Source organism: Pseudomonas sp. NPDC086566 (assembly GCF_050280885.1).
Taxonomy (GTDB): Bacteria; Pseudomonadota; Gammaproteobacteria; order Pseudomonadales; family Pseudomonadaceae; genus Aquipseudomonas; species Aquipseudomonas vlassakiae.
Map to the genome: position 1 here is coordinate 556,892 of NZ_JBNNWD010000003.1, position 26,055 is coordinate 582,946.

The window sequence follows — 26,055 nt, forward strand, 5'->3', positions numbered from 1 at the left end:
TTTCTTCCGATGCTGGCTTCCCGGCCTCGGTTCCCTGATTTAATATACTCGCCAGTATAAATATTCGATGTGCACTTCGCGAAAGGATTCATCATGCTGCGTCCTGCCTTTTCCCTCGTTCTGCCCGTCGCTGCCGCGCTGATGCTGGCCGCCTGCGGTCAGGAAGCCGCTCCACCTGCCGTGCCGCGCCCGGCCCTGGTGGTGCAGCCGCAGCCGGCCGAAGCCGCTGCCGACAGTTACCCCGGCGAAGTGCGCGCGCGCTTCGAGCCGGAGCTGGCCTTCCGCATCGGCGGCAAGGTCAGCAAGCGCCTGGTGGAGGAAGGGCAGCGGGTCAGGGCCGAGCAGCCGCTGGCCGAACTCGACCCACAGGACGTGCGCCTGCAGCTCGAAGCCAACCGTGCCCAGCTGGCGGCGGCCGAGGCCAACCTGGCGCTGGTGCGCACCGAGCGCGACCGCTACCAGAAGCTGCTCGACCGGCAAATGGTCAGCCATTCCCAGTACGACAACGCAGAAAATCTCTACCGCGCAGGCCTGGCCCGCCTGAAGCAGGCCAAGGCCGAATTCGAAGTGGCCGGCAACCAGGCGGATTACGCCGTGTTGCGTGCCCCGCAGGCGGGCGTCATCGCCAAGCGTCAGGTTGAAGTCGGCCAGGTGGTGGCGGCTGGGCAGACCGTGTTCACACTCGCCGCCGACGGTGAGCGTGAAGTTGCCATCGGCCTGCCGGAACAGCAGTTCTCCCGTTTTGCCGTCGGCCAGGCTGTCAGCGTCGAGTTGTGGTCGCACCCCAACGAACGCTTCCAGGGGCGCATTCGCGAGCTGTCACCTGCCGCCGACCCGCGCTCACGTACCTTCGCCGCACGGATTGCCTTCACCTCGGCCAAGGTGCCGGCCGAACTCGGCCAGAGTGCGCGGGTCTTCATTGCCCATGACGGGGTGATTCCGCTTGCAGTGCCGTTGTCGGCCGTCACCGCCGAGAACGGCCAGGCGTATGTCTGGCGCGTCAACAAGGAAAGCCGCCTGGAGCGCGCTGTGGTGCGCCTGGGCGCGTATGGCAGTGAAACCGTGCCGGTGCTCGAAGGCCTGGCGCCAGGCGACTGGGTGGTCGCTGCAGGTGGCCACGTGTTGCGCGAAGGGCAGGAGGTGCGGCCGGTGGACCGCACCAACCGCGTGGTGAACCTGGCGGCCAAGGAGTAAGTCCCGATGGGTTTCAACCTTTCCGCATGGGCGTTGCGTAACCGCCAGATCGTGCTGTTCCTGATGATTCTACTGGCCGCCATTGGCGCCATGTCCTACACCAAGCTGGGGCAGAGTGAAGACCCGCCGTTCACCTTCAAGGCCATGGTGATTCGTACCCTGTGGCCCGGGGCCACGGCCGAGGAAGTGTCGCGCCAGGTGACCGAGCGCATCGAGAAGAAGCTGATGGAGACCGGTGAGTACGAGAAGATCGTCTCGTTCTCGCGTCCGGGTGAATCGCAGGTCACTTTCATGGCCCGCGACTCGCTGCATTCCAAAGACATTCCCGAGCTGTGGTACCAGATTCGCAAGAAGGTGGCTGACATCCGCCACACCTTGCCGCCGGAGATCCAGGGCCCGTTCTTCAACGACGAGTTCGGCACCACCTTCGGCAATATCTACGCGCTGACCGGCGCCGGCTTCGACTATGCGGTGCTCAAGGACTACGCCGACCGCATCCAGATCCAGTTGCAGCGGGTCAAGGACGTGGGCAAGGTCGAGCTGATCGGCCTGCAGGACGAGAAGGTCTGGATCGAGCTGTCCAACCTCAAGCTGGCTACCCTGGGCGTGTCACTGGAGGCAGTGCAGCAAGCTTTGCGCGAGCAGAACGCGGTCAGTACCGCGGGCTTCTTCGAGACCTCCAGTGAACGCCTGCAATTGCGAGTGAGCGGGCGTTTCGACAGCGTTGACCAGATCCGCCAGTTCCCCATCCGGGTCGGCGACCGCACCTTCCGCATTGGTGATGTGGCCGACGTGCACCGTGGCTTCAACGACCCGCCCGCACCGCGCATGCGCTTCATGGGCGAGGATGCCATTGGCCTGGCGGTGTCGATGAAGGACGGTGGCGACATCCTGGTGCTGGGCAAGGCATTGGAAGGCGAGTTCGAGCGCCTGGCACGCAACCTCCCGGCCGGCATGGAGCTGCGCAAGGTCTCCGACCAGCCGGCGGCAGTCAAGGCCGGGGTCGGCGAGTTCGTCCAGGTGCTGGTCGAGGCGCTGGTGATCGTGCTGCTGGTGAGCTTCTTCTCCCTTGGCCTGCGCACCGGCCTGGTGGTGGCTTTGGCCATTCCGCTGGTACTGGCCATGACGTTCGCCAGCATGCACTACTTCGGCATCGGCCTGCACAAGATCTCGCTTGGCGCGCTGGTGCTGGCGCTGGGCCTGCTGGTGGACGACGCGATCATTGCCGTGGAGATGATGGCGATCAAGATGGAACAGGGCTATGACCGCCTCAAGGCCGCCAGCTACGCCTGGACCAGCACGGCGTTCCCGATGCTCACCGGTACGCTGATCACGGCTGCGGGCTTCTTGCCGATCGCTACGGCAGCGTCGAGCACTGGCGAATACACCCGCTCGATCTTCCAGGTGGTGACCATCGCGCTGTTGACCTCGTGGGTCGCGGCGGTGGTCTTCGTGCCTTACCTGGGCGAACGGCTGCTGCCGGACCTGGCCAAGCTGCATGCTGCCCGCCATGGCAAGGACGGGCACGCGCCGGACCCTTACGGTACGCCGTTCTACCAGCGCGTACGGCGTGTGGTTGAGTGGTGCGTGCGGCGGCGCAAGACGGTGATCGTGCTGACCATCGCCGCCTTTGTCGGCAGCATTCTGCTGTTCCGTTTCGTGCCGCAGCAGTTCTTCCCGGCATCAGGGCGACCGGAGCTGATGGTCGACCTGAAACTCGCCGAAGGCGCCTCGCTGGCCAATACCGCCGAGCGGGTCAAGCAACTGGAAGCGCTGCTCAAGCAGCAGGACGGCATCGACAACTACGTCGCCTACGTGGGCACCGGTTCGCCACGCTTCTACCTGCCGTTGGACCAGCAGTTGCCAGCCGCCAGCTTCGCCCAGTTCGTGGTGCTGGCAAAGTCGATGGAGGACCGCGAGCGCCTGCGCAGCTGGTTGATCAGCACCGTCGACCAGCAGTTCCCCGACCTTCGTGCACGCGTCACGCGCCTGGAGAACGGCCCGCCCGTGGGCTACCCGGTGCAGTTCCGGGTCACCGGCGAGCATATCGAGAAGGCCCGTGCCCTGGCCCGCGAAGTGGCGGACAAGGTGCGCGAGAACCCGCATGTGGTCAACGTGCACCTGGACTGGGAAGAACCGAGCAAGGCGGTGTTTCTGGAGATCGACCAGGACCGCGCCCGCGCCCTCGGCGTCAGTACTGCGCAGCTGTCGAGCTTCTTGCAGAGCTCGCTGACCGGCACCACGGTCAGCCAGTACCGCGAGGACAACGAACTGATCGAGATCCTCTTGCGCGGCACCCCGCAGGAGCGTGGCGAACTGGGCAGCCTCGGCAGCCTGGCGCTGCCCACCAGCAACGGCCAGAGCGTGGCGCTGTCGCAGGTGGCGACCCTGGAATATGGTTTCGAGGAAGGCATCATCTGGCACCGCAACCGCCTGCCGACGGTGACCGTGCGTGCCGATATCTATGACAAGGAGCAGCCGGCGACGCTGGTGAAACAGATCCTGCCGACCTTGCAGGAGGTCAAGGCCAAGCTGCCGGATGGCTACCTGCTGGAGGTGGGTGGCACGGTAGAGGACTCGGAGCGAGGGCAGAAGTCGGTGAATGCCGGCATGCCGCTGTTCATCGTGGTGGTGCTGAGCTTGCTGATGATCCAGCTGCGCAGCTTCTCGCGCACGGTGATGGTGTTCCTCACCGCACCGTTGGGGCTGATTGGCGTGACGCTGTTCCTGCTGGCGTTCCGCCAGCCGTTCGGCTTCGTCGCCATGCTTGGCACCATTGCCCTGGCGGGGATGATCATGCGCAACTCGGTGATCCTGGTGGACCAGATCGAGCAGGATATCGCATCCGGGCTGGACCGGTGGCAGGCGATCATCGAGGCCACGGTGCGACGCTTCCGACCGATCGTGCTGACCGCGCTGGCGGCGGTGCTGGCAATGATTCCGTTGTCGCGGAGTGTGTTCTACGGGCCGATGGCGGTGGCGATCATGGGCGGGCTGATCGTCGCCACGGCATTGACCTTGCTGTTCCTGCCGGCGTTGTATGCGGCTTGGTTCAGGGTCAAGAAAGGCTGAGGATTGCAGGGGAGGGCAAAGCCCTCCCCATGGGCATCAGAGCGCGCCGAAGACTTTCTTGGCCAGGCTGGTAGCCGCCTGTGCCGGGTTCTGGCGAATGCTCTGTTCCTGCTTGGCAATCATCTCGAACAGGCCATCCAGCGCCTTCTCGGTCACGTAGTTTTCGATATTGGCGTCATCCTTGATCAGCCCCAGGCCTTTGGCCTGGCCAGCAAAGGCGTTGTACTGCTGGGCGACGCCGACCTTGTCGGTGGCCTGCTTGACGATCGGCAGGAACTTGGCGCGGATCTGCTCGCGGCTGCTCTTGTTCAGGTATTGGGTGGCCGAATCCTGACCACCGCTGAGGATGCCCTTGGCATCGGTCACGGTCATCTTCTTCACCGCATCCACCAGAATCGCCTGGGCCTGCGGCACGGCGGCTTCGGCGGCCTTGTTCATGCTGGCTTCCAAGGCATCGACCTGGTCGCCCTTGCCGAACATCTTCATGGCCTTGGCAGCCTTGCCAAGGTTGCCTGGCAGCTCGATGCGCACATCAGGGTTGTTGCTGAAGCCACCTGGCGTGCTCAACTGCTTGACGGCAATCTGCGCGCCCTGGGTGAGGGCATCCTTCAGGCCGCCAGTGGCGTCGGACTGGCTCAGGTCGCCAAGCGACAGGGCCAGGGCGCTGGCCGACAGCAGCAGGCCGGCGCACAGGGTAGTGAAGCGCAGGAAGGCGCGAATCATGGGTATTTCCTTATCGATGAAGGGGGGCGGGCTCAGCGCACCGGGTCGACTTTGACCCGCAGCGGCTGCGGGTCGCTGCCGTCGAGTGCGACGCCGTGGTGTTCGGTGTTGATGAACAGCAGCTTGCCGTCCAGCTCAATCCGGGCGCTGACCGCGTAGCGGTGGCCGGGCTTGACCTGGGTCGGGTCGTAAGTGAGGTGGAACGGCAGCGGCACGTTGCCTTTGACCGGGCCGGCCTGGCGGGCCAGGGTCACGGCGGGGGCGTCCATCAGCGAGACATCCTGCAACTCGACGCTCAAGGTGGCGGCAGGCGGCAGGGCGATGCGCTGCAGGTAGAAGACTTCACCCTCCAGGCTGGCCTGGCTGGGCGGGGTGTGGCTGGAACAGGCTGCGAGCAGGGATGCGCAACACAGCATAAAGAGCTTTTTCATGGAGTCTCCGGTGTCCTTGGGGCTGGCTTGTGGCCAACCCCTGGGACTTTAGCGGATTTTCCCGGCAGATGTGACCTCAGATGGCCGCTGTGGCCAGCGAGTCCTCACGGTGCAACGCTACCTGGCGGATCGACAGTCGCAGCTCCGCCGACAGCACACGCTTGGCCACACCCTCGGCCAGCTCGCTGAGCTTGTCGTGGTAACCCAGCTTGCCGTTGCCATCCGGACGCAGCACACCCTGCAGGATCAGTGTCTGGATGAAGTGGCGGAACAGGGCCTTGTCGAAAAACTCGGGGGCATTCAGGCCATGCAGGATCGACAGGCGCTGGGCCATCATCACGCACAAGTCTTCCAGCTCTTCGGCGCTCAGGGTGTTCTGCCCGCTGTTGAGCAGCAGCGAAGTGGCCATGTAGAAGCGCTGCAAGGTCTGGGTGATGGTGCGGGCCATCAAGGTCAGCAGCACGAACTGGCGTGAGCTTGGCGCCGGGCGCATGTACAGGTCGTTTTCGTGGCGCAGCAGGCCGTGTTCGACCAGCGCTGCCAGCCAGTGGTCGATCACCTCGTCCAGTTGCTCCGGCGCCCAGCGCAGGAACAGTTCGGCCTGCAGGTACGGATACAGCGCATGCACGTACTGGCCCAGCAGTTCGCGGCTCATGCGCGAGCTGCTGAGGAAGAAGCTCGCCAGCAGGGCCGGCAGGGCAAAGATGTGCAGGACGTTGTTGCGGTAATAGGTCATCAATACCGCGTTGGCTTCATCCAGGTAGAGAATGCGGCCCAGCGCGTCCTTCTGTTCGGCCAGCAGGTCCATGCTGCGCACGTGCTCGATCAGTGCTTGGCCGTCGCCTTCGGGCAAGGTGGTGTGTTCGGAGTACGGTACCTGGCGCAGCAAGGCCAGGTACAGGTCGAGCACCCGGGTCAGGGCGCGCTCGTCCAGCGCCAAGCGGCTGGTGGAGAGCAGCGCCAGGGCCACCAGGTTGACCGGGTTTACCGCTGCCGCCTCATTGAGGTGGCGGGCAACGGTTTCGCCCAGCCGGGTGGTGGTATCGTTCAGCCAGGCTGGGCGGAACTGTGGCCCCAGCTCCTGCTCGCGCCAGCCGGGTTGCTGCTCGTCGAGGAATGCGGCCAGGCGGATCGGCTCGCCGAAGTTGACGTAGACTTGGCCGAAGCGCTGCTTGAGTGCCCCGAAGACCTTGAAGATATCGAGGATCGACTCTTTCTTCTTGCTCGCACCGCGCAGTTCGCCGAGGTAGGTGCGGCCCTCCAGTACGCGTTCATAACCGATATACACCGGTACGAAGACGATCGGCGTGCGTGAGGAGCGCAGGAAACTGCGCAGGGTGATCGCCAGCATCCCGGTACGCGGCTGCAGCATGCGCCCGGTGCGCGAGCGGCCCCCTTCGACGAAGTACTCTACAGGGAAACCCTTGGTGAACAGGGTGTGCAGGTACTCGTTGAATACCGCCGTGTACAGCGGGTTGCCCTTGAACGTGCGGCGCATGAAGAAGGCACCGCCCCGGCGCAGCAGGCCACCGATCACGGGCATGTTGAGGTTGATGCCAGCGGCGATGTGCGGCGGCGTCAGGCCATTGCGGAACAGCAGGTACGACAGCAGCAGGTAGTCGATGTGGCTGCGGTGACAGGGCACGTAGATCACTTCGTGGCCCGGCGCGATGCCTTGCACCTGCTCGATGTGGTTGACCTTGATGCCGTCGTAGATCTTGTTCCAGAACCAGCTCAGCACCACTTCCAGGAAGCGGATCGCGGTATAGGTATAGTCCGAGGCGATCTCGTTGCCGTAGCGCAGCGCCTGGGCTTCGGCCTTAGCCACGGGCATGTTCTCGCGCTGGGCTTCGTCGGCGATGGCCTGGCGGACCAGGGGCGCATGCACCAGGCCCTTGACCAGGTTGCGGCGGTGCGAGAGGTCGGGGCCGATCACGGCGGTCTTGAGGTTGCGAAAGTGCACGCGCATCAGGCGCTGGGCCATGCGCACGGTGCGCTCGTGACCCTTGTTGTGCTGCACCAGTTCGCGCAGGTGGATCGGCGCGGAGAACTGCACGCGGGTCTTGCGCCCCAGGATCAGCACGGTCAGCAGCCGACGCAGGCGCCCGGTCACGGCCCAACTGTCGGCGAACAGCAATTTCCACGGGCTGTTCTCACTGGCCGGCGTCTGCCCCCAGAACACGCTGACCGGAATGATCTGCGCGTCTTCCTCGGCGTGCTGGCTGATGGCGGCGACCAGGCGTTCCAGGGTCGGCGGGGCGCCGCGCTTGTCGTGGCGGCCGAGCCAGTCCGGGTCCGGCGTCAGGTAGAAGAACGCGGCAGGTTCCTGCAGCGTGCCGACGGCCACCGGCAGCACCGGGCGCGGCAGCCCCGCTTTGGTGCACTCACGGTCGAGCACCACCAGGTCGGTGAGCGATGGTGACGGCAGGGCGTAGAACACCGGGCGGCTGCGGTCGAGCTTGAGGGTCAGGGACGACTGGTTGATGGTCTCGGAGCGCACCCACAGGTACATCAGGCGACGCAGGGCGCCGAAGATCAGGCGGCGCAGGGGGGAACGGGTCATGGGGTGAGTGCCCTGGGAATGAATTTCAGAGAATAGACAGCTATTTAGTCTGCCGTATCGGCGCAAGTTCAGCAAAATTCGGTAAATAGCGCGACGGTCATGAAAATTTTTTGTTCTGTGTCATATACTCGGCCTGCCACTTGCAGGATATTTCGGCAAGCGGCGTCGACATAGGGAGGACACCCTGTGTCTACAAGGCGATCTTCACAATAAAAATCCGGAGTAGTTCAGATGTCGTCTCGTGAGACTGGGAATGTTAAGTGGTTCAACGATGCCAAAGGTTATGGCTTCATTCAGCGCGAAGGTGGTGCGGATGTGTTCGTCCACTATCGGGCGATCCGCGGTGAGGGGCATCGTACCCTGGTCGAAGGGCAGCGGGTGGAATACGCCTGCGTGCAGGGCCAGAAAGGCCTGCAAGCCGAAGACGTAGTCGGGCTCTGAGCCTCTAGCTGTAGGCTTGTAGGAGCGGGCTTGCCCCGCGAACACCGGCGCAGCCGGTGCCAGTCACCGCGGTGCCTGCTTCGCGGGACAAGCCCGCTCCTACAGAGAAAACCATGTCGTCAAGTACGCCAGGTGATTTCCTCTTCACCGTCGGCGCTGATGCGGATCCAGCGATCGGCATCGTCTTCACCGTCCTCCTCGACCCAGCCACCCGGCGCGCAACGCACCTCGACGTTTAGCGCGGCGAACGCGGCGCGGGCGCAGGCGACGTCATCGGCCCATGGGGTCTGGTCGCTTTCCAGGTAGAGGCTGTTCCATTTCCCTACAGCCTTGGGTAACCAGGTGACCGGAATGTTACTGGCCTGGCATTTGAAGGTCTGACCTTTCTGTTTCCATTCGCTGCACGGGCCGATTGCCTGGCTGAGCCACTCGGCAATCTGCTTGTGGTCGACGTCGGCGTCCTTCAGGTAGATCTCGATATCGGGTTGGCGCATAAAGGCTCCGGTTGTGCTCAGTGTTGGCGCACGAAATAGTCATAACGCATGGAAACCGTCACCTCGAACGGCTCGGGCTGGTCGATCACCCGGGCGCGCTTCTCGGCGCTGGCGCGCCAGCCGTGCGGGGTCATCGCCAGCAGGTCGGCACGGGCCTTGGGTTCGGCCAGGCTCAGGCGAAACTCGAGGGTTTCGCTGTGGGCGTGGGCCATGCCTTCGGGCACCAGGGCCAGGTGCTTGTCGTCGGCGTACGGGCGCACTTCATCGTAGAGCACTTCGCGCAGCTCCATCAGGTGGCCGCTGGTCGGGCCCACGCGCATCAGGCCGCCACCGGGGCTGAGCAGGCGTTTGGCCTCGTCCCAGTCCAGCGGGCTGAACACGCTGGCGATGAACTGGCAGCTGGCATCGGCCAACGGCACGCGGGCCATGCTGGCGACCATCCAGGTCACCTCGGGCGCACGGCGGCAGGCACGCTTGACCGCCTCGCGGGAGATGTCCAGGGCATAGCCGTCGGCGCTCGGCAGGGCCTGGGCGATCTGCGCGGTGTAGTAACCTTCGCCGCAACCGATGTCCAGCCATGCGCCGGGTTGGCGCTCGGCGGCAAGCTCGGCCAGGCGGCGGGCCACAGGGGCATAATGGCCGGCGTCGAGGAAGTCGCGGCGGGCTTCGACCATGGCCTGGTTGTCGCCCGGGTCACGGCTGTTCTTGTGCTGTACCGGCAGCAGGTTCAGGTAACCCTGGCGGGCACGGTCGAAGCGGTGGCCGGCCGGGCACACCACGCCGTTGTCGAGCCGCGACAGGGCGGCCTGGCAGAGGGGGCAGGCGAGCATCAGGCGAGCAACCGGACCAGGGTCTGGTAGTAGATTTCGGTCAGCAGGTCGAGGTCGCTGGCCAGGATCCGCTCGTCGACCTGGTGGATGGTGGCGTTCACCGGGCCGAGTTCGACCACCTGGGTGCCCATGGTGGCAATGAAGCGGCCATCGGAAGTGCCGCCGCTGGTCGACGGCTGGGTGTCGCGGCCGGTGACGCCCTTGATGCTGGCCGCCACCGCGTCGAGCAGGTCGCCCGGCTCGGTGAGGAACGGCAGGCCCGACAGCGCCCAGTCTACCGTCCAGTCCAGCTCGTGCTTGTCGAGGATCGCCGAAACCCGCGCCTGCAGGCCTTCGACGGTCGACTCGGTGGAGAAGCGGAAGTTGAACAGCGCGGTCAGCTCGCCGGGGACCACGTTGGTGGCGCCGGTGCCGGCGTTGAGGTTGGAGATCTGGAAGCTGGTCGGGGGGAAGAACGCGTTGCCTTCGTCCCAGTGCTCGGCTGCCAGTTCAGCCAATGCCGGGGCGGCCAGATGGATCGGGTTGCGGGCCAGGTGCGGGTAGGCCACATGGCCTTGCTTGCCGCGCACGGTCAGCTTGGCGCCAAGTGAGCCGCGACGGCCGTTCTTGACCACATCACCGAGCAGGGTGGTGCTCGACGGCTCGCCGACGATGCACCAGTCCAGGCGCTCGTTACGTGCCTTCAGGCGCTCGACCACGGCCTTGGTGCCATGGTGGGCCGGGCCTTCCTCGTCGCTGGTGATCAGGAAGGCGACCTTGCCGCGGTGGTTCGGGTAGTCCTGCACGAAGCGCTCGCTGGCGATCACCATCGAGGCCAGGCTGCCTTTCATGTCGGCGGCGCCGCGGCCGCAGAGCATGCCGTCGGCGTCGATCAGCGCCTCGAACGGCTCGTGTTGCCACTGCTGCACCGGGCCGGTGGGGACCACGTCGGTGTGGCCGGCGAAGCACAGTACCGGACCATCCTGGGTACCGTGGGTAGCCCAGAAGTTGTCGACGTCTTCAAAACGCATCGGCTCCAGCTGGAAGCCCACGGCGCCCAGGCGGTTCATCATCTGCGCCTGGCAGTCGGCATCGACGGGGGTGACCGAAGGGCGACGGATCAGGTCGCAGGCCAGTTGAAGGGTGGGCGAGAGCTCGGCAGGGGCCGTCATGGGGAACTCCGGGGCAAGGCGAGGCGGGGAAATCTGAGGGGCGTTATCTTATATCAAACAGAGGGGGGTTGGGGGCGCAAAGCGCCCCCGCCATCTCAAACCTGTTGTGCTTCGGCGGCCTTCTCGACCGGCTTGGGCAGCGACGATAGAAACGCCATCACCAGTGCAGCCACATAGGGCAACGACTGCACCAGCAACATCGCCACCCAGAAGCGCATGTCCGAACTCGGCAGGCCTTGCACCAGGAAGATACCCAGTGCCGCGCCCCACAGCAGCAACATGATGAACAGCTCTTCCCGTGCTTCGGAAATCGCCACCAGCAAGCCATGGCTGTCGGCGTTCTTCGGTGTGCGGAAGAACGGCATGCTGCTGGTGAAGAAGCCGTAAAGCACCGCCTTGGCAATGGTATGCGACAGCGCCAGCCCTGCCAGTGCCGCGGCAAAGGCATCCTTGAGGTTTACCCCCACCGCACGGCGGTAGAGGAAGATGATCTTGCCGACCTTGAAGAAGAACAGCGCCAGCGGCGGAATGGCAAAGATCATCAGCGGCGGGTCGACCCGGTGCGGGACGATGATCATCGCCGCCGACCACAGCAGCGCGCCGACCGTGAAGAAGATGTTCATGCCGTCGGCGACCCACGGCAGCCAGCCGGCCAGGAAGTGATAACGCTGGCCACGGGTCAGCTCGCTGCCCTTGCCGCGCAGCAGGGCGCTGGCGTGGTGCTTGATGATCTGGATGGCGCCATAGGCCCAGCGGAAACGCTGCTTCTTGAAGTCGATGAAGGTGTCGGGCATCAGGCCCTTGCCATAGCTATTGTGCGAATAGGCCGCCGACAGGCCTTTCTCGAACACCCGCAGGCCCAGTTCGGCGTCTTCGCAGATGCACCACTCGGCCCAGCCCAGCTCTTGTAGCACGCTGCGTCGGGTCATGGTCATGGTGCCGTGTTGAATGATCGCATCACGGTCGTTGCGGGTGACCATGCCAATGTGGAAAAAGCCTTTGTATTCGCTGTAGCAGAGCTTCTTGAAGGTGCTTTCGTGCTGGTCACGGTAGTCCTGCGGCGACTGCACCACGGCGATCTTCGGGTCGGCGAAGTGCGGCACCATGTGCTTGAGCCAGTTGCGGTCGACGCAGTAGTCCGAGTCGATTACCGCGATCACCTCAGCGTCCCTGGCTGTATGCGGGATCAGGTAGTTCAGGGCGCCGCCCTTGAAGCCGGCCAGTGGGGCGACATGGAAGAACTTGAAACGCTCGCCAAGCTTCTCGCAGTGAGCCTTGAGGGGCTCCCACACGGCCGGGTCCTTGGTGTTGTTGTCGATCACCAACACTTCATAGTCCGGGTAATCCAGCGCGGCCAAGGCGTCGAGGGTCTGCTTGACCATCTCCGGTGGCTCGTTGTAGCACGGCACATGCACCGACACCTTGGGCCGGTAGGCACTGTCGCCCTGCACCGGCAGGAATTCGCGGCGGCGCTTGTGGATCCACACGGCCTCGGCCAGTTCGTGGGCCTCGGTCATCAACACGATGAACACGCCCAGCGCGCCGAGCGCCAGCAACACACCGACGGTCAGGCTGAACCAGGTGCTGTATTGCTGGCTGTAGTCATAAGCGATCCACACCAGCACCGACCCGCACAGGAAGGTGATGAACGTGAGGAAGGTGCGGCCGCGCTGGCGCAAGGCCGAGCCGTCGATCAGCAGCACGGCCAGGGCGATCATCGCCAGGACCACCGAAGCGACCGCCAGGGCCCGCCACTGCGGGATTGCCACCACCGGCCCCTCGAAGTTGAACTTTTGCTGGCGCTCGGCGTTGTACACGCCCCAGTAGGCGCCTACCGAACCTTCGTCGTTGGCCTTCCACGGCTGGTCGTAGGCCTCGATCACGAAGTAGTTGTAGCCCCGTCGGTTCAGGGTGTTGACCAGGGTGCGCAGGTAGATGGCCTGGTCGGCCTGGGTGGCGTCGGCGCCGCCGCGCATGCGGCCGTTGCTCGGCCAGCCGACTTCCGACAGCAGCAGCGGCTTGTGCGAGAACTGGTGGCGTAGCTCGCGGGCGCGGTCGAGGACGAACTGCACCGAGTCTTTCATCGGCACGAACTCCCAGTACGGCAGGATGTGCGCGGCGATCAGGTCGACGTGCCTGGCCAGTTCCGGGTGCTCCTTCCAGATGTGCCACTGCTCGCTGGTGGTGACCGGTACCTTGACGGCGGCGCGCACGCGATCGAGGTACTGGATCAGCTCTTCGGGCGTCACTTCTTCGCGGAACAGCGCTTCGTTGCCGACCACCACCCGCACCACACTGCGCGAGTGGTTGGCCAGTTCGATGCCTTTTTCGATCTCGCGTTCGTTGCGTTCCAGGTCCTTGCTGATCCAGATGCCCAGGGTCACTCGCAGGCCGAACTCTTCTGCCAGCCGCGGGATTTCGGCCTGGGTGCCCTCGACGGTATAGATGCGGATGTTGTCGGTCAGCTTGTTCAGTTGTTCCAGGTCCTGGCGCATCTCGTCATCGCTGGGGTACTGGCCTTTTTGCGGGCTCTCCCCAAGGCGGAAGGGCGAGTACGAGAAGCCGGAGATCTGTTCCGGCCAGGCAGGCGCGGAGACCGGGCGATTGATCAGTGCCCAGAACCCGGTGAACAGCGCGGCGATGGCCAGGACCACCACCAGGTTGAGGCCGAATTTGCGAGATGACATTGTGATCCGATTCTGTCCAAGTGATAGGACATTAAAGCAGTAATGGTAGGGTGTTTCCTAACGATGGAGGTCAAAGCGGCCGCTGGCCTATAATGCGCGCCGCATTTTCGGGTACGAGCGTTGAGGTAGGAACATGAGCACTGAAGATCCACGCTTCGCCGGCGTTGCCCGGCTGTATGGCGACGAGGGCCTGCAGCGCCTGGGCAATGCCCATGTGGCAGTCGTCGGCATCGGTGGGGTCGGCTCGTGGGCGGCCGAGGCCCTGGCGCGCAGTGGCGTCGGCGAAATCACCCTGTTCGACCTGGACGATGTCTGCGTCAGCAATACCAACCGCCAGGCCCATGCGCTGGAAGGCCAGGTCGGGCGGCCGAAGGTAGAGGTGATGGCCGAGCGCCTGCGGGCGATCAATCCGAAGATTACCGTGCACGCGGTGGCGGATTTCGTCACCCGCGAGACCATGGCCGAGTACATCACCGAAGAGATGGATGCAGTGATCGACTGCATCGACAGTGTGATGGCCAAGGCCGCGCTGATTGCCTGGTGCCGACGCCGCAAGATCGCCATCGTCACCACCGGTGGCGCGGGCGGGCAGATCGACCCGACCCAGATCCAGGTCGGCGACCTCAACAAGACCTTCAACGACCCGCTGGCTTCGCGGGTGCGTTCGACCCTGCGCCGTGACTACAACTTCTCGCGCAATACCAGCCGCAACTATGGCGTGCCGTGCGTGTTTTCCAGCGAGCAGCTGCGTTATCCGAAGGGGGATGGCAGTGTTTGTCTGCAGAAGAGCTTCGTCGGCGAAGGCGTGCGCCTGGACTGCGCGGGGGGATTTGGTGCGGTGATGATGGTGACTGCGACCTTTGGCATGGTGGCGGCGAGCAAGGCGATCGAAAAACTGGTAGCCGGCGCGCGGCGGCCTTCGGAGCGGGTCAAGCCTGGATAATGGCGCTGGCTGCTTCGCGGGTGAACCCGCTCCCACCGGTACAGCACAGCTTTCACCGGCGATGATTATCCTGTAGGAGCGGGTTTACCCGCGAAGCAGGCGCCGCCGATTCAGCGAGTGGACGCCAACTCCGCCATCCGCAGCAAGACCGCATGCAGCCCATTGCTGCGCGATGGTGAGAGTTGCCGTTCCAGCCCCAGCTGGGTGAACCACTCGCGCAGATCCAGCCCCGCCAGCTCAGCACTGTCCAAGCCCTGAACCCGCACTAGCAACAGCGCCAGTAACCCACGCAACAAACGCGCATCGCTGCCCGCCTTGAACCGCCACTGACCGTCGACCTGCTCGGCCACCAGCCACACCAGGCTTTCGCAGCCATGTACGCGGTTGGCCTCGGTCTTTTCGGCGTCATTCAGTGGCTCCAGGCGGTCGCCCCACTGCATCAGCAGCCGCGCGCGCTGTTCCCAGCCCTTGCTCTGCTCAAACGCTTCCAGCGCCTGGCATGCTTGCTCCGGCAGCGTCATCGCAACAACTCCAGGCCCTGGTCCAGCGCAGCGAAGAACCGTTGCAGGTCGTCACTGTCGTTGTACAGCCCCAGCGACACCCGAATGGCCCCCTCCAGCCCCAGCCCCTTGAGCAGCGGCATCGCGCAGTGATGCCCGGCGCGCACGGCAATGCCTTGCTCGGTCAGCAGGTGGGCGATGTCGGCGTTGTGTACGCCTTCGATGACGAAGCTGGCCAGGGCCGCCTGTGGCGTACCAAGCACCCGCACACCGTCCCGGTCCGCCAGGCCGCGCAGCAGGTGCTGGTGCAGGCTGGTTTCGTGGGCTTCGACGGCATGGCTGTCGAGGCTGGCCAGGTAATCCAGCGTCGCGCCCAGCCCGATGACCCCGGCGATCGGCGGCGTGCCTGCCTCGAAACCCAATGGCGCGGGGCGAAAGCTGGCGCTCTGGTAGTCGGCCATTTGCACCATTTCACCGCCAAACTGCCAGTGGCGCAGCAGCTCAAGTGCCTGGGTGCGGCCGTACAGGACGCCCACCCCCTCCGGCCCATAAAGCTTGTGGCTTGAAAATACGTAGAAATCGCAGCCCAACTGCTGCACATCATGGCGGCCATGCACGACGCCCTGGGCGCCATCGACCACGGTCAGCGCACCCTGGGCGCGGGCATGGGCCAGCAGCGCAGGCAGTGGTTGCCAGGTGCCCAGCACGTTGGACAACTGGCTGACGGCGAGCACACGGGTGCGCGGGCCGATCAGCTGCAGCGCCTGCTCCAGGTCGATGCGGCCATGCTCGTCCAGCGGCAACACCACCAGGCGCAGGTCGCGCCGCCGGGCCAGTTGTTGCCAGGGCAGCAGGTTGGCGTGGTGCTCCAGGGCGCTGATGGCAATCTCGTCGCCCGCTTCGAAGCGGTGTTCCAGGCCATAGGCCAGCAGGTTCAGCGCCGAGGTGGCGCCGTGGGTGAAGACGATCTGCCGTGAGTCCGCGGCATTGAGCCAGGTCGCCACCTTGTCGCGGCTGGTCTCGAAAGCCTGGGTTGCCAGCGCGCCGGGCAGGTGCTGGGCGCGGTGCACGTTGGCAGCGCCATGGCCGTAGTAATGGCTCAGGGCATCGAGCAGCGCCTGGGGCTTCTGGGTGGTGGCGGCGCTGTCCAGGTAGGTCTGGTGCTGCCGTTGCAGGGCGGCGATGGCGGGGAAATCGGCGCGCCAGGGGGAGGGCTGGAACATGTTCGCGGGGCCTGGAATGAAAATCGGGTCTGGCGCATGCACGCCAGACCCGATCTTAACACTTCAAACCGCCAAGGGTTCTCAGTTGTGGGCGTGCAGCGCCTCGTTCAGCTCGATGGCCGACTTGTGGGTCTTGCACTCTACGGCGCCGTTCAGCGAGTTGCGGCGGAACAGCAGGTCGGTCTGGCCGGCCAGGTCGCGGGCCTTGACCACTTTCACCAGCTCGTTGTTCTCATCCAGCAGGTTCACCTTGGTGCCAGCGGTGATGTAGAGGCCGGCTTCGACGGTGTTGCGGTCGCCCAGCGGAATGCCGATACCGGCGTTGGCGCCGATCAGGCAGCCTTCGCCGACCTTGATGACGATGTTGCCGCCACCGGACAGGGTGCCCATGGTCGAGCAGCCGCCGCCCAGGTCCGAACCCTTGCCGACGAATACGCCAGCGGAAACGCGGCCTTCGATCATGCCCGGGCCTTCGGTGCCCGCGTTAAAGTTGACGAAGCCTTCGTGCATGATGGTGGTGCCTTCGCCGATGTAGGCGCCCAGGCGCACGCGGGCGGTGTCGGCGATGCGCACACCGGCCGGGACCACGTAGTCGGTCATTTTCGGGAACTTGTCCACCGAGAACACTTCCAGCAGCTCGCCCTTCAGGCGTGCTTCCAGTTGCAGTTCGGCCAGCTCGCTCAGGTCGACGGCACCCTGGTTGGTCCAGGCAACGTTCGGCAGCAGCGGGAAGATGCCGGCCAGGCTCAGGCCGTGCGGCTTGACCAGGCGGTGCGACAGCAGGTGCAGCTTGAGGTAGGCTTCCGGGGTCGACGCCAGCGCCGCATCTTCGGCCAGCAGGGTGGCGACCAGTGGCTTGTGGCTTTCGGCCAGGCGGGTCAGCAGGGCTGCCTGGGCGGCATCGACGCCTTTCAGTGCTTCGGCGAGCTGGGCGGCCTGGGCGTTGCTGAAGGCGATGGCCTGGTTGCCGCCTTCATAGCCGAGGATCGGCGCTACCGCGGCAACCAGCTCGGCGCTCGGGTTGAGCAGGGGTTGTGCGTAGAACACTTCCAGCCAGGTGCCCTGGCGGTTCTGGGAGCCGACACCGAAGGCCAGGCTGAACAGGGTATTGGACATGTGATTACCTCGTGCGAAATAGGGTAGGGGCTCAGGCCAGCGCGGCGGCGTACAGGTCGGGCTTGAAGCCGACCAAGGTGCGCTCGCCAAGGTCGAGTACCGGGCGCTTGATCATCGACGGCTGGGCGTGCATCAGTTCGACGGCCTTGGCCTGGTCGAGGTCGGCCTTGCTGGCGTCGTCGAGCTTGCGGAAGGTGGTGCCGGCACGGTTGAGGATGACTTCCCAGCCGTGTTCGTCACACCAGCGGTTGAGGCTGTCGCGGTCGATGCCTTGAGTCTTGTAGTCGTGGAATTCGTAGGCGATGGCTTTGTCTTCCAGCCAGGTGCGCGCCTTTTTCATGGTGTCACAGGCTTTGATGCCGTAGAGCGTGTAGGTCATTGTGTACATTGAGGCCACAGGCTGCCTCAATTTCTCCCTTTCCGAATGTCAGTCGCGGGATTATGCGGGAACGATCCTTGCGGCGCCACGCCCGTGGCGCCCCTGATTGACGATCAGGCGGCGACCAGCCGTTGTACCGATCCGATGATCTCATCGCCATGTTGCTGTTCGGCCGTGCGCAGGTCGAAGGCGCTCTGCAGGTTGAGCCAGAACTCGGGGGTGGTGTCCAGGCAGATGGACAGGCGCAGTGCCATGTCGGCGGACACACCGCCCCGTTCGCGCAGGATGTTGTTGACGGTTGGCGTGGCGACGCCGAGCGCCCTGGCCAGTGCAGCGGCACTGAAGCCCATTTCTTTCTGGAAGTCCTCGCGCAGGACTTCACCGGGATGTACTGGACGCATGCCGTTCTTGAGCATGATGCACCTCATGGTAATCGACAATTTCAACGTTTATACGATCAGCCGGCAGTATTACAAGCCCGCAGGTGGCGGGTGAGCACCGGTAACGATAGCTTGGTATCATCAAGTTACATATTCATCCGCCACCTGCGACTATCGTGCAGCGGCCTCGTTTCGCCATACCCCGCTAACATATTGTTTCAATGGCGATCTCTCGCCCCCGCTGTCGTTTTTGGTTCACAAAGGAAGCCTTCACGGATGCAGTCCGCCTACACCGTCCTCATCCTGCTGACGCTGGTAAGCGTGTCGAAACTGGTCGGGCGCATGATCCCGCTGCCGCTGCCATTGGTGCAAATTGCAGCAGGCGCATTGCTGGCCTGGCCGACCCTGGGCCTGCACGTGGCTCTGGACCCCGAATTGTTCCTGTTCCTGTTCCTGCCACCGTTGCTTTTCGCCGACGGCTGGCGTATCCCCAAGCGTGAGCTGTGGCGCATCCGCGGCCCGGTGGTGGCGCTGGCCGTGGGGCTGGTGCTGTTTACCGTGGTCGGCGCCGGCTATTTCATCCACATGTTGCTGCCGAGCATTCCACTGCCGGTGGCCTTCGCCCTGGCCGCGGTGCTGTCGCCCACCGACGCCGTGGCCGTTTCGGCCATCACCCAGGATCGCCTGCCGACTCCGCTGATGCACATGCTGCAAGGCGAGGCATTGATGAACGATGCTTCGGGCCTGGTGACCTTCAAGTTCGCCCTGGCCGCCGCAATTACCGGGGCGTTCTCGCTGGCCGATGCCAGTTTCAGCTTCGTGCTGGTGGCCCTCGGCGGCCTGGCAGTGGGTGTTGCCCTGAGCTGGCTGATCGGGCGCCTGCGCGCCTGGATGATCGCTCGCGGCTGGGATGACCCGGCCACCCACGTGGTATTCATGCTGCTGTTACCTTTTGCCGCTTATGTGCTGGCAGAACGCCTCGGCGTGTCGGGCATCCTCTCTGCGGTGGCGGCCGGCATGATGCAAAGCTGGCTCGACCTGCTGCCCCGCCAGACCAGCACGCGCCTGCTCAACCGCAGCGTCTGGTCGCTGCTGGAGTTCGCTTTCAACGGCCTGATCTTCCTCCTGCTGGGCTTGCAGTTGCCGGACATCATCAAGGCCGTGGTCAGCCATGAGACCACCGTCTGGCCGACCCTGGCCTGGCGTTGCCTGGATGTGCTGGCGATCTTCGCTGCATTGATCCTGCTGCGTTTCGTCTGGGTGCAGAGCATCTGGCGGGCAATCGGTGTGGTTCGTCGCTGGCGCGGCAGGCCGGCGCTGGTCCTGATGCCAACCATGCGCTCTTGCTGGTTGCTGACCTTGGGCGGTGTGCGTGGTGCGGTGACCCTGGCCGGTGTCATGTCGGTGCCGCTGTTGATGGGCGCGGGCCAGGCGTTCCCCGAACGAGACCTGCTGATCTTCATCGCCGCCGGGGTGATCCTGCTGTCGCTGATCAGCGCCTGCATAGCCTTGCCGCTGCTCCTGCGGGGTATCACCAAGAGCCCGGACGAGCGGCTGCACCAGGAAGTCCGAGAAGCCTGGCGGCGTACCGCCGAGGCGGCGATCCATGCGCTGGAGGCGGAAGAGGTGATCGATGCCAGCGCGCCACAGGATGCGGCACAGGCGACCCTGGCCACGGAGCTCAAGGCGCGATTGATGGCCGAGTACCGGGATGAGCTGGACAGCTACAACGATACGGCAGAAGCACGGGCACTGGCCGAACAGATGGACTTGCTGGAGCGGCGTTTGCGCTTGCGCGCGCTGCGGGCACAGCGGCTGGAGCTCTATAACCTGCACCGCCAGCATCTGGTGGGCGATGAGGTGGTCAGGCAGGTGTTGGGTGAGCTGGACTTGAGTGAGGCCAACCTGGGGCAGGTCAGGTAGATCTGTGTTTGGCCATTCGCGGGGCAAGTCGGATCGCCGCACCGCCGCTCCCACAGGGACCTCACAGCTCTTGAGGCCTGTGCAATACCTGTGTGAGCGGCGGTGCGGCGATCCGACTTGACCCGCGCATGGGGCGCAAAGCGCCCCCGGGCCAATCAGCGGTTCTGCAGGAAAGCGCGAATGCGTTCTGCCGCCTCGATGCACTCGGCCAGCGGCGCAACCAGTGCCATGCGCACCCGGCCGGCACCCGGATTGACGCCATCCACTTCACGCGACAGGTACGACCCCGGTACCACAGTCACATGCTGGGCCTCGAACAGGTCACGGGTAAATTCGGCATCACCGCCTGGCACCTTGGCCCACAGGTAGAAACTGCCGTCCGGGCGCTGTACGTCCATCACCGGTTGCAGGATGTCGAGCACGGCATCGTACTTGGCACGGTACTGGTCACGGTTTTCACGTACATGCGCCTCGTCCTGCCAGGCGGCGATGCTGGCCAGCTGGGTCTGCACCGGCATGGCGCAGCCGTGGTAGGTGCGGTACAGCAGGAACGGCTTGATGATCGACGCGTCACCGGCGACGAAGCCCGAACGCAGGCCTGGCAGGTTGGAGCGCTTGGACAGGCTGTGGAACACCACGCAGCGTTTGAAGTCGCTGCGGCCGAGTTCGGCGCAAGCGCTCAGCAGGCCTGGCGGCGGCGCGTCTTCGTCGAAGTACAGCTCGCTGTAGCACTCGTCGGCGGCGATCACGAAGTCGTGCTCGTCAGCCAGGGCGATCAGCTTCTTCAGGGTCGCCATCGGCACCAGCGCACCGGTCGGGTTGCCCGGCGAGCACAGGAACAGGATCTGGCAGCGCTTCCACACTTCGGCCGGCACGGCGTCGAAGTCCGGGTTGAAACCTTTGTCTTCCAGGCAGGGCAGGTAATGGGGGGTGGCGCCGGCCAGCAGCGCCGCGCCTTCGTAGATCTGGTAGAACGGGTTGGGGCTGACCACCAGGCCGTCATCGGCACGGTTGACCACGGCCTGGGTGAAGGCAAACAGCGCCTCACGGGTGCCATTGACCGGCAGGATGTGGCGGTCGGCGTCGAGCCAGCCGGCCGGCACGCCGAAGCGGCGCTCGCACCAGTGGCCGATGGCCTGACGCAACGCCGGCAGGCCGAGGGTGCTCGGGTACACCGCCAGCTTGTCGAGGTTGTCGGCCATGGCCTGGGCGACGAACGCCGGCGATTCATGCTTCGGTTCACCGATCGACAGGGCAATGGCGCGTTTGTCTGCAGCCGGCTTCACAGTGCCCAGCAGGGCGCGCAGTTTCTCGAACGGGTAAGGCTGAAGCTGGGTCAAGGCATGGTTCATCGGCAGGAGGCCTCGTCAATCGTCTAATCGTTAAAAGGTCACGCGGGTCGGGTTGGCATCGCTGGCCTGGCCGGCCTGCAGCTGCTGCACGATGGCTTCCTGCAGGCGGCTGCACAGCTGCGGGTCGGACAGCGGCTGGTTGTCGGCATCGGTGATGAAGAACACGTCTTCCACCCGTTCGCCGAGGGTGGCGATCTTGGCGTTCTGCAGCGACAGGTCGAACTCCAGGAAGATCCGCCCGAGCCGTGCCAGCAGGCCGGGGCGGTCTGGCGCGGTGATCTCGAGGATGGTCACCGGGCGTTGCGCGTCGTTGAGGATGGTCACCTGCGGCGGGAAGTTGAAGTGCTTGAGCTGGCGCGGCACCCGGCGCTGGATGATGGTCGGGTAGTCCTCGGGGTTGCGCAGCGCTTCGGTCAGGCCGTCGCGGATCTGCTTGACCCGTTGCGGGTTGTCGCCGATCGAGCCGCCGTCGTTGTCGAGCACGATGTAGGTGTCGAGGGTGAACTGGCTGCTCGACGTGATGATCCGCGCATCATGGATGTTCAGGTTCAGCTGCGACATGGCGGCCACGGTCACGGCGAAGAAGTCGTGCTGGTCGGGCGCGTAGATGAAGATCTGCGTACCGCCTTCGAACTCGCGCTGGGTGGTTTCCTTGATCAGCACCAGCGGCCCGCCATCGGCCGGTTGTTGCAGGATGGCGTCACTGTGCCAGGCCACATCGGCGGCGTTGTGCTTGAGGAAGTAGTCATCGCCCAGCTGCGACCACAGCTGCTCGACGTCGTCCGGGTCGGTACCCTCGCGCACCAGGATGTCCAGCGCCGCCGACTGGGTCTGGCGGATCTGTTCCTCGCGGTCCAGCGGGTTTTCCAGGCCACGGCGCAGGGCGCGCTTGGTCTCGGTATAGAGCTGGCGCAGCAGGCTGGCGCGCCAGGAGTTCCACAGGCTGGGGTTGGTGGCGTTGATGTCGGCCACGGTCAGCACATACAGGTAGTCCAGGCGCGTCTCGTCGCCCACATGCAAGGCGAAATCGTTGATCACCTGCGGGTCGGACAGGTCCTTGCGCTGGGCGGTGGTCGACATCACCAGGTGGTTCTGTACCAGCCAAACGATCAGCCGGCTGTCCCAGGCCGGCAGCTGGTGACGTTCGCAGAACTTCTTCGCATCCACCGCACCGATCTCGGAGTGATCGCCCTGGCGACCCTTGCCGATGTCGTGGTACAGGCCCGCCAGGTAGATCAGCTCGGGCTTGGGCAGGCGGCCCATGAGTTTGCTGGCCAGCGGGAATTTCTCGGATACCGGCGTGTACTGCAGCTTGCGCAGGTGCTTGATGAGGTTGAGGGTGTGCGCATCGACCGTGTAGATGTGGAACAGGTCGTGCTGCATCTGCCCGACGATCAGGCCGAACTCCGGCAGGTAGCGGCCGAGGATGCCGTAGCGGTTCATCCGCCGCAGGTTGCGGTGGATGCCGATTTCGCACTTGAACAGCTCGATGAACAGGCTGGTATTGCGGATATCGTTGCGGAAGGTGTCGTCGATCAGGTGCCGGTGTTCGCGCAGCAGGCGCACGGTATCGGCACGCACGCCCTTGATCTCCGGGTGCTGGGCCATCAGCACGAAGATCTCCATCATGGCGAACGGGGTGCGCCTGAACACGTTCGGCCCGACCGCTTCGATGTAACCGTCATGCAGGCGGAAGCGCGCGTTCAGCGGCTGGGTGGTGCCGCTGCCATCATCGGCGAGGATGACTTCCTCGAAGTGCTGGATGATCAGGTCGCACAGCTGGCTGATGCTCATCACCACCCGGTAGTACTGCTGCATGAACTGTTCGATGGCGCGCTTGGGGTTGTCGTCGCTGTAGCCGAGCAGTGCAGCGATGCTGCGCTGGTGGTCGAACAGCAGGCGGTCCTCGGCGCGGCCGGCGAGCATGTGCAGGGCATAGCGCACTTTCCACAGGAAGTCCTGGGACGAGGCCAGCAGTTCGTTCTCGCTTTCCAGCAGGAAGCCTTCGCCGGCCAGGGCATGCAGGTTCAGCGTGCCGTACTGGCGGCGGGCGACCCAGAGCACCGTCTGAATGTCGCGCAAGCCGCCAGGCGAGCCTTTGACGTTGGGCTCGAGGTTGTACTCGGTGTCGTTGTACTTGTGGTGGCGGGCCTTGAGTTCGGCACGCTTGGCCAGGAAGAAATCCTTGCTCGGCCACATGTAGCCGGTGCTGGTCACCTCGAGCATGCGCTGGCGCAAGTCTTCGGGGCCGGCGATGGTCCGGCTTTCCATCAGGTTGGTGATGACCGTCAGGTCGGCGCGGGCCTGTTCGGCGCATTCGTCGACGGTGCGCACGCTCTGGCCGACTTCCAGGCCGATGTCCCACAGCAGGGTGAGGAAGCGCTCGATGGCCTCGCGGTACCGTTCATGCTCGGCGGCGCCGAGCAGAATCAGCAGGTCGATGTCCGAGTGCGGATGCAGCTCGCCGCGGCCATAGCCGCCGACCGCCACCAGCGCGATACCGCTCGGGTCGCCCCAGTCGAACTGGTTCCAGGCCTGTTGCAGGATGTTGTCCACGAGCCAGGCGCGGGCTTCGATCAGCGGGCGGATTTCGCAGCCCGAACGAAAGCGCTTGTCGAGCACCTCGCCGGCCTGGCGGATGGCTTTCTTGAAGGCGGCGATGGGGCTCGCCTTGAGGGCCAGTTCCGCCTGGAACTGGCCACGGTCGAACAGCTCGGGATCCACCTGGGGCATCGCGTCGCGTTCCTGTCTTTAGGTTGCCTTGGGTATCAGGCCGAGGTGCGCGGGATGGTGTCGTCCTTGCGCAGGGTGAAGATCTCGTAACCGGTAGCCGTCACCACCAGGGTATGTTCCCACTGGGCCGAGAGCTTGCGGTCCTTGGTGATGGCGGTCCAGCCGTCGCCCAGCACCTTGGTGTCGGCCTTGCCCTGGTTGATCATCGGCTCGATGGTGAAGGTCATGCCTTCCTTGAGTTCCATGCCGGTGCCAGCGCGGCCGTAGTGGAGGATCTGCGGCTCTTCGTGGAACACCTTGCCGATGCCGTGGCCACAGAACTCGCGTACCACCGAGAAACCGTTCTTCTCGGCGTGCTTCTGGATCACCTCACCGATGTCACCCAGGCGGCAGCCCGGCTTGACCAGTTCGATGGCCTTGTACATGCATTCCTGGGTGACCTTGGACAGGCGCTCGGCCCAGACCGGTACGGTACCGACGTGGAACATGCGGCTGGTGTCGCCGTGGTAGCCGTCCTTGATCACGGTGACGTCAATGTTGAGCGTGTCCCCGTCCTTGAGCGGCTTGTCGTTGGGGATGCCGTGGCAGACCACATGGTTGATCGAGGTGCAGATCGACTTCGGGTAGCCCTTGTAGTTGAGGGGCGCCGGGATGGCCTGCTGGACGTTGACGATGTAGTCGTGGCACAGGCGGTCGAGCGTTTCGGTGGTGACACCGGGCTTGACGTGTTCTTCGATCATTTCCAGCACTTCGGCGGCCAGGCGGCCGGCGATGCGCATCTTCTCGATGTCTTCTGCAGTCTTGATGGTGACGGTCATTACAGGCTCTCTACGGCGCCGCAGACGGCGCGAACAAACGGGAAAGGCCGGATTCTAGCAGAGCAGGGCGGCATTCTGTCGGGATAAAGGCGGTCATGCTGCTGTCTATAAGGAGGCATTCTGGCCTGTTTGGCAGGGTGCTGCAAAAACTGCTGACGGACGCAACCTGATCCGGGTTCCGTTCGCTCGCGGTCTGTGGTATAAAATGCGCCGCTTTCGGGGACGACCCCGTCAGCTCCAAACCCACACACGTGTCGACACGATGGCCTGGGTGCCCCGATTCTCCGGAAGCGTGGGTTGGTCATTGGGATACGTGGAGGCCCAACCCGACTTATCAAGGAACTATCATGTCCCAAGTCAACATGCGCGATATGCTGAAGGCCGGTGTGCACTTCGGCCACCAGACCCGTTACTGGAACCCGAAAATGGGCAAGTACATTTTCGGCGCGCGTAACAAGATTCACATCATCAACCTGGAAAAAACCCTGCCGATGTTCAACGACGCTCTGTCGTTCGTAGAGCGCCTGGCCCAGGGCAAGAACAAGATCCTGTTCGTCGGCACCAAGCGTTCCGCCGGCAAGATCGTTGCCGAGCAGGCTGCTCGCGCAGGTTCGCCATACGTTGATCACCGTTGGTTGGGCGGCATGCTGACCAACTACAAGACCATCCGTGCTTCGATCAAGCGTCTGCGCGACCTGGAAACCCAGGCCGAAGATGGCACCTTCGCCAAGCTGACCAAGAAAGAAGCCCTGATGCGTTCGCGCGATCTGGAAAAGCTGGACCGCAGCCTGGGTGGTATCAAGGACATGGGCGGTCTGCCTGATGCCCTGTTCGTGATCGACGTTGACCACGAGCGCATTGCTATCACCGAAGCCAACAAGCTGGGCATCCCGGTTATCGGCGTTGTCGATACCAACAGCAGCCCAGAAGGCGTTGACTTCGTCATCCCAGGTAACGATGACGCCATCCGCGCTATCGAGCTGTACATGACTTCGATGGCTGACGCCGTCATCCGCGGCCGCAACAACGTTGCCGGCGGCACTGAAGTCTACGCTGAAGAAGCGGCTGCACCTGCTGCTGAGTAATAGGCGCTAGCGTCTAC

21 protein-coding genes are annotated in these 26,055 nt (G+C 64.3%); 6 read left to right on the forward strand and 15 right to left on the reverse strand.

Going from position 1 to position 26,055, the window contains the following annotated elements; genetic code table 11:
* The first annotated feature begins 93 nt into the window (after positions 1–93).
* Together ACQKPS_RS09810 and ACQKPS_RS09815 are read left to right on the forward strand one after the other, a co-directional pair.
* Positions 94–1,194, forward strand: coding sequence for an efflux RND transporter periplasmic adaptor subunit (locus ACQKPS_RS09810; protein WP_427603815.1), 1,101 nt, complete (start codon positions 94–96; stop codon positions 1,192–1,194).
* A 6-nt stretch (positions 1,195–1,200) separates the two neighbouring features.
* On the forward strand, positions 1,201–4,266 hold the full coding sequence (locus ACQKPS_RS09815; protein WP_283723834.1) for an efflux RND transporter permease subunit: 3,066 nt from the start codon (positions 1,201–1,203) through the stop codon (positions 4,264–4,266).
* Between the two features lie 36 nt (positions 4,267–4,302).
* Here ACQKPS_RS09815 and ACQKPS_RS09820 read toward each other — a convergent pair whose 3' ends face one another.
* The 3 genes from ACQKPS_RS09820 to plsB form a co-directional block, all read right to left on the reverse strand.
* The gene (locus ACQKPS_RS09820; protein WP_427603818.1) at positions 4,303–4,989 is read right to left on the reverse strand and encodes a DUF4197 domain-containing protein; all 687 of its coding nucleotides are present in this window, start codon (positions 4,987–4,989) and stop codon (positions 4,303–4,305) included.
* A 32-nt stretch (positions 4,990–5,021) separates the two neighbouring features.
* Positions 5,022–5,420: a YbaY family lipoprotein gene (locus tag ACQKPS_RS09825; RefSeq protein WP_283723832.1), complete on the reverse strand. Its 399-nt coding sequence runs from the start codon at positions 5,418–5,420 to the stop codon at positions 5,022–5,024.
* Between the two features lie 76 nt (positions 5,421–5,496).
* Entirely contained in the window at positions 5,497–7,983 is a 2,487-nt protein-coding gene (gene plsB, locus ACQKPS_RS09830) for a glycerol-3-phosphate 1-O-acyltransferase PlsB (RefSeq protein WP_283723831.1), read from the reverse strand.
* A 231-nt stretch (positions 7,984–8,214) separates the two neighbouring features.
* Between plsB and ACQKPS_RS09835 the strand changes: the two genes are divergently transcribed.
* Positions 8,215–8,424, forward strand: coding sequence for a cold-shock protein (locus ACQKPS_RS09835; RefSeq protein ID WP_003252255.1), 210 nt, complete (start codon positions 8,215–8,217; stop codon positions 8,422–8,424).
* Between the two features lie 119 nt (positions 8,425–8,543).
* Here ACQKPS_RS09835 and ACQKPS_RS09840 read toward each other — a convergent pair whose 3' ends face one another.
* From ACQKPS_RS09840 to ACQKPS_RS09855, 4 genes are all read right to left on the reverse strand, one after another.
* The gene (locus tag ACQKPS_RS09840; protein ID WP_427603820.1) at positions 8,544–8,918 is read right to left on the reverse strand and encodes a hypothetical protein; all 375 of its coding nucleotides are present in this window, start codon (positions 8,916–8,918) and stop codon (positions 8,544–8,546) included.
* 17 nt (positions 8,919–8,935) lie between these two features.
* Positions 8,936–9,748, reverse strand: coding sequence for a putative RNA methyltransferase (locus tag ACQKPS_RS09845; RefSeq protein ID WP_283723829.1), 813 nt, complete (start codon positions 9,746–9,748; stop codon positions 8,936–8,938).
* Positions 9,748–10,899 (reverse strand): succinyl-diaminopimelate desuccinylase, encoded by a 1,152-nt coding sequence (gene dapE, locus ACQKPS_RS09850; RefSeq protein WP_427603822.1) that lies wholly within the window; start codon positions 10,897–10,899, stop codon positions 9,748–9,750. Before dapE ends, ACQKPS_RS09845 begins: the two co-directional genes overlap by 1 nt.
* A 95-nt stretch (positions 10,900–10,994) precedes the next feature.
* Positions 10,995–13,586 (reverse strand): glycosyltransferase, encoded by a 2,592-nt coding sequence (locus ACQKPS_RS09855; protein ID WP_254483579.1) that lies wholly within the window; start codon positions 13,584–13,586, stop codon positions 10,995–10,997.
* Between the two features lie 133 nt (positions 13,587–13,719).
* Here ACQKPS_RS09855 and tcdA point away from each other — a divergent pair, with 133 nt between their 5' ends.
* On the forward strand, positions 13,720–14,529 hold the full coding sequence (gene tcdA, locus ACQKPS_RS09860) for a tRNA cyclic N6-threonylcarbamoyladenosine(37) synthase TcdA (protein WP_254483580.1): 810 nt from the start codon (positions 13,720–13,722) through the stop codon (positions 14,527–14,529).
* A gap of 110 nt (positions 14,530–14,639) precedes the next feature.
* On the opposite strand, the gene ACQKPS_RS09865 is transcribed toward tcdA, so the two are convergent.
* The 5 genes from ACQKPS_RS09865 to graA all read right to left on the reverse strand — a co-directional run bounded on the left by ACQKPS_RS09865 (position 14,640) and on the right by graA (position 18,163).
* Positions 14,640–15,050, reverse strand: a complete 411-nt coding sequence (locus ACQKPS_RS09865) for a SufE family protein (protein WP_254483581.1) — start codon at positions 15,048–15,050, stop codon at positions 14,640–14,642.
* Positions 15,047–16,252: a cysteine desulfurase gene (locus tag ACQKPS_RS09870; protein ID WP_254483583.1), complete on the reverse strand. Its 1,206-nt coding sequence runs from the start codon at positions 16,250–16,252 to the stop codon at positions 15,047–15,049. Before ACQKPS_RS09870 ends, ACQKPS_RS09865 begins: the two co-directional genes overlap by 4 nt.
* A gap of 81 nt (positions 16,253–16,333) precedes the next feature.
* Positions 16,334–17,368: a 2,3,4,5-tetrahydropyridine-2,6-dicarboxylate N-succinyltransferase gene (gene dapD / locus ACQKPS_RS09875; RefSeq protein WP_027920042.1), complete on the reverse strand. Its 1,035-nt coding sequence runs from the start codon at positions 17,366–17,368 to the stop codon at positions 16,334–16,336.
* 31 nt (positions 17,369–17,399) lie between these two features.
* Positions 17,400–17,747: an ArsC family reductase gene (locus ACQKPS_RS09880; protein WP_163986014.1), complete on the reverse strand. Its 348-nt coding sequence runs from the start codon at positions 17,745–17,747 to the stop codon at positions 17,400–17,402.
* 113 nt (positions 17,748–17,860) lie between these two features.
* A complete protein-coding gene (graA, locus tag ACQKPS_RS09885) occupies positions 17,861–18,163 on the reverse strand; it encodes a type II toxin-antitoxin system antitoxin GraA (RefSeq protein ID WP_186603195.1) in 303 nt (100 codons plus the stop codon).
* Between the two features lie 240 nt (positions 18,164–18,403).
* On the opposite strand from graA, the gene ACQKPS_RS09890 reads away from it, so the two are divergent.
* On the forward strand, positions 18,404–20,050 hold the full coding sequence (locus tag ACQKPS_RS09890; protein ID WP_254483585.1) for a Na+/H+ antiporter: 1,647 nt from the start codon (positions 18,404–18,406) through the stop codon (positions 20,048–20,050).
* Between the two features lie 155 nt (positions 20,051–20,205).
* Here ACQKPS_RS09890 and dapC read toward each other — a convergent pair whose 3' ends face one another.
* The 3 genes from dapC to map are packed head-to-tail and all read right to left on the reverse strand — an operon-like array spanning position 20,206 to position 24,953.
* Positions 20,206–21,402 carry a succinyldiaminopimelate transaminase gene (gene dapC, locus ACQKPS_RS09895; RefSeq protein WP_427603827.1) on the reverse strand — a complete coding sequence of 399 codons (1,197 nt, stop codon included), beginning with the start codon at positions 21,400–21,402 and terminating at the stop codon, positions 20,206–20,208.
* Positions 21,403–21,432: 30 nt separating this feature from the next.
* Entirely contained in the window at positions 21,433–24,135 is a 2,703-nt protein-coding gene (locus ACQKPS_RS09900; protein ID WP_254483589.1) for a [protein-PII] uridylyltransferase, read from the reverse strand.
* Positions 24,136–24,170: 35 nt separating this feature from the next.
* Complete coding sequence (map, locus tag ACQKPS_RS09905) at positions 24,171–24,953, reverse strand: type I methionyl aminopeptidase (RefSeq protein ID WP_254483590.1); 783 nt, start codon at positions 24,951–24,953, stop codon at positions 24,171–24,173.
* Between the two features lie 347 nt (positions 24,954–25,300).
* On the opposite strand from map, the gene rpsB reads away from it, so the two are divergent.
* Positions 25,301–26,038, forward strand: a complete 738-nt coding sequence (gene rpsB / locus ACQKPS_RS09910; protein WP_027920037.1) for a 30S ribosomal protein S2 — start codon at positions 25,301–25,303, stop codon at positions 26,036–26,038.
* The last annotated feature ends 17 nt before the right edge of the window (positions 26,039–26,055 follow it).

What these genes read in the sequence shown, in the direction of transcription:
- ACQKPS_RS09845 (WP_283723829.1), bottom strand. Translation starts at nt 9,748, where the DNA reads ATGCTCGCCTGCCCCCTCTGCCAGGCCGCCCTGTCGCGGCTCGACAAC.
- dapE (WP_427603822.1), bottom strand. Translation starts at nt 10,899, where the DNA reads ATGACGGCCCCTGCCGAGCTCTCGCCCACCCTTCAACTGGCCTGCGAC.
- graA (WP_186603195.1), bottom strand. Translation starts at nt 18,163, where the DNA reads ATGCTCAAGAACGGCATGCGTCCAGTACATCCCGGTGAAGTCCTGCGC.
- ACQKPS_RS09815 (WP_283723834.1), top strand. Translation starts at nt 1,201, where the DNA reads ATGGGTTTCAACCTTTCCGCATGGGCGTTGCGTAACCGCCAGATCGTG.
- ACQKPS_RS09865 (WP_254483581.1), bottom strand. Translation starts at nt 15,050, where the DNA reads ATGACGCTGCCGGAGCAAGCATGCCAGGCGCTGGAAGCGTTTGAGCAG.
- ACQKPS_RS09900 (WP_254483589.1), bottom strand. Translation starts at nt 24,135, where the DNA reads ATGCCCCAGGTGGATCCCGAGCTGTTCGACCGTGGCCAGTTCCAGGCG.
- ACQKPS_RS09890 (WP_254483585.1), top strand. Translation starts at nt 18,404, where the DNA reads ATGCAGTCCGCCTACACCGTCCTCATCCTGCTGACGCTGGTAAGCGTG.
- ACQKPS_RS09810 (WP_427603815.1), top strand. Translation starts at nt 94, where the DNA reads ATGCTGCGTCCTGCCTTTTCCCTCGTTCTGCCCGTCGCTGCCGCGCTG.
- ACQKPS_RS09870 (WP_254483583.1), bottom strand. Translation starts at nt 16,252, where the DNA reads ATGTTCCAGCCCTCCCCCTGGCGCGCCGATTTCCCCGCCATCGCCGCC.
- dapD (WP_027920042.1), bottom strand. Translation starts at nt 17,368, where the DNA reads ATGTCCAATACCCTGTTCAGCCTGGCCTTCGGTGTCGGCTCCCAGAAC.
- map (WP_254483590.1), bottom strand. Translation starts at nt 24,953, where the DNA reads ATGACCGTCACCATCAAGACTGCAGAAGACATCGAGAAGATGCGCATC.
- rpsB (WP_027920037.1), top strand. Translation starts at nt 25,301, where the DNA reads ATGTCCCAAGTCAACATGCGCGATATGCTGAAGGCCGGTGTGCACTTC.
- dapC (WP_427603827.1), bottom strand. Translation starts at nt 21,402, where the DNA reads ATGAACCATGCCTTGACCCAGCTTCAGCCTTACCCGTTCGAGAAACTG.
- ACQKPS_RS09825 (WP_283723832.1), bottom strand. Translation starts at nt 5,420, where the DNA reads ATGAAAAAGCTCTTTATGCTGTGTTGCGCATCCCTGCTCGCAGCCTGT.
- ACQKPS_RS09880 (WP_163986014.1), bottom strand. Translation starts at nt 17,747, where the DNA reads ATGACCTACACGCTCTACGGCATCAAAGCCTGTGACACCATGAAAAAG.
- ACQKPS_RS09820 (WP_427603818.1), bottom strand. Translation starts at nt 4,989, where the DNA reads ATGATTCGCGCCTTCCTGCGCTTCACTACCCTGTGCGCCGGCCTGCTG.
- tcdA (WP_254483580.1), top strand. Translation starts at nt 13,720, where the DNA reads ATGAGCACTGAAGATCCACGCTTCGCCGGCGTTGCCCGGCTGTATGGC.
- ACQKPS_RS09840 (WP_427603820.1), bottom strand. Translation starts at nt 8,918, where the DNA reads ATGCGCCAACCCGATATCGAGATCTACCTGAAGGACGCCGACGTCGAC.
- ACQKPS_RS09835 (WP_003252255.1), top strand. Translation starts at nt 8,215, where the DNA reads ATGTCGTCTCGTGAGACTGGGAATGTTAAGTGGTTCAACGATGCCAAA.
- plsB (WP_283723831.1), bottom strand. Translation starts at nt 7,983, where the DNA reads ATGACCCGTTCCCCCCTGCGCCGCCTGATCTTCGGCGCCCTGCGTCGC.
- ACQKPS_RS09855 (WP_254483579.1), bottom strand. Translation starts at nt 13,586, where the DNA reads ATGTCATCTCGCAAATTCGGCCTCAACCTGGTGGTGGTCCTGGCCATC.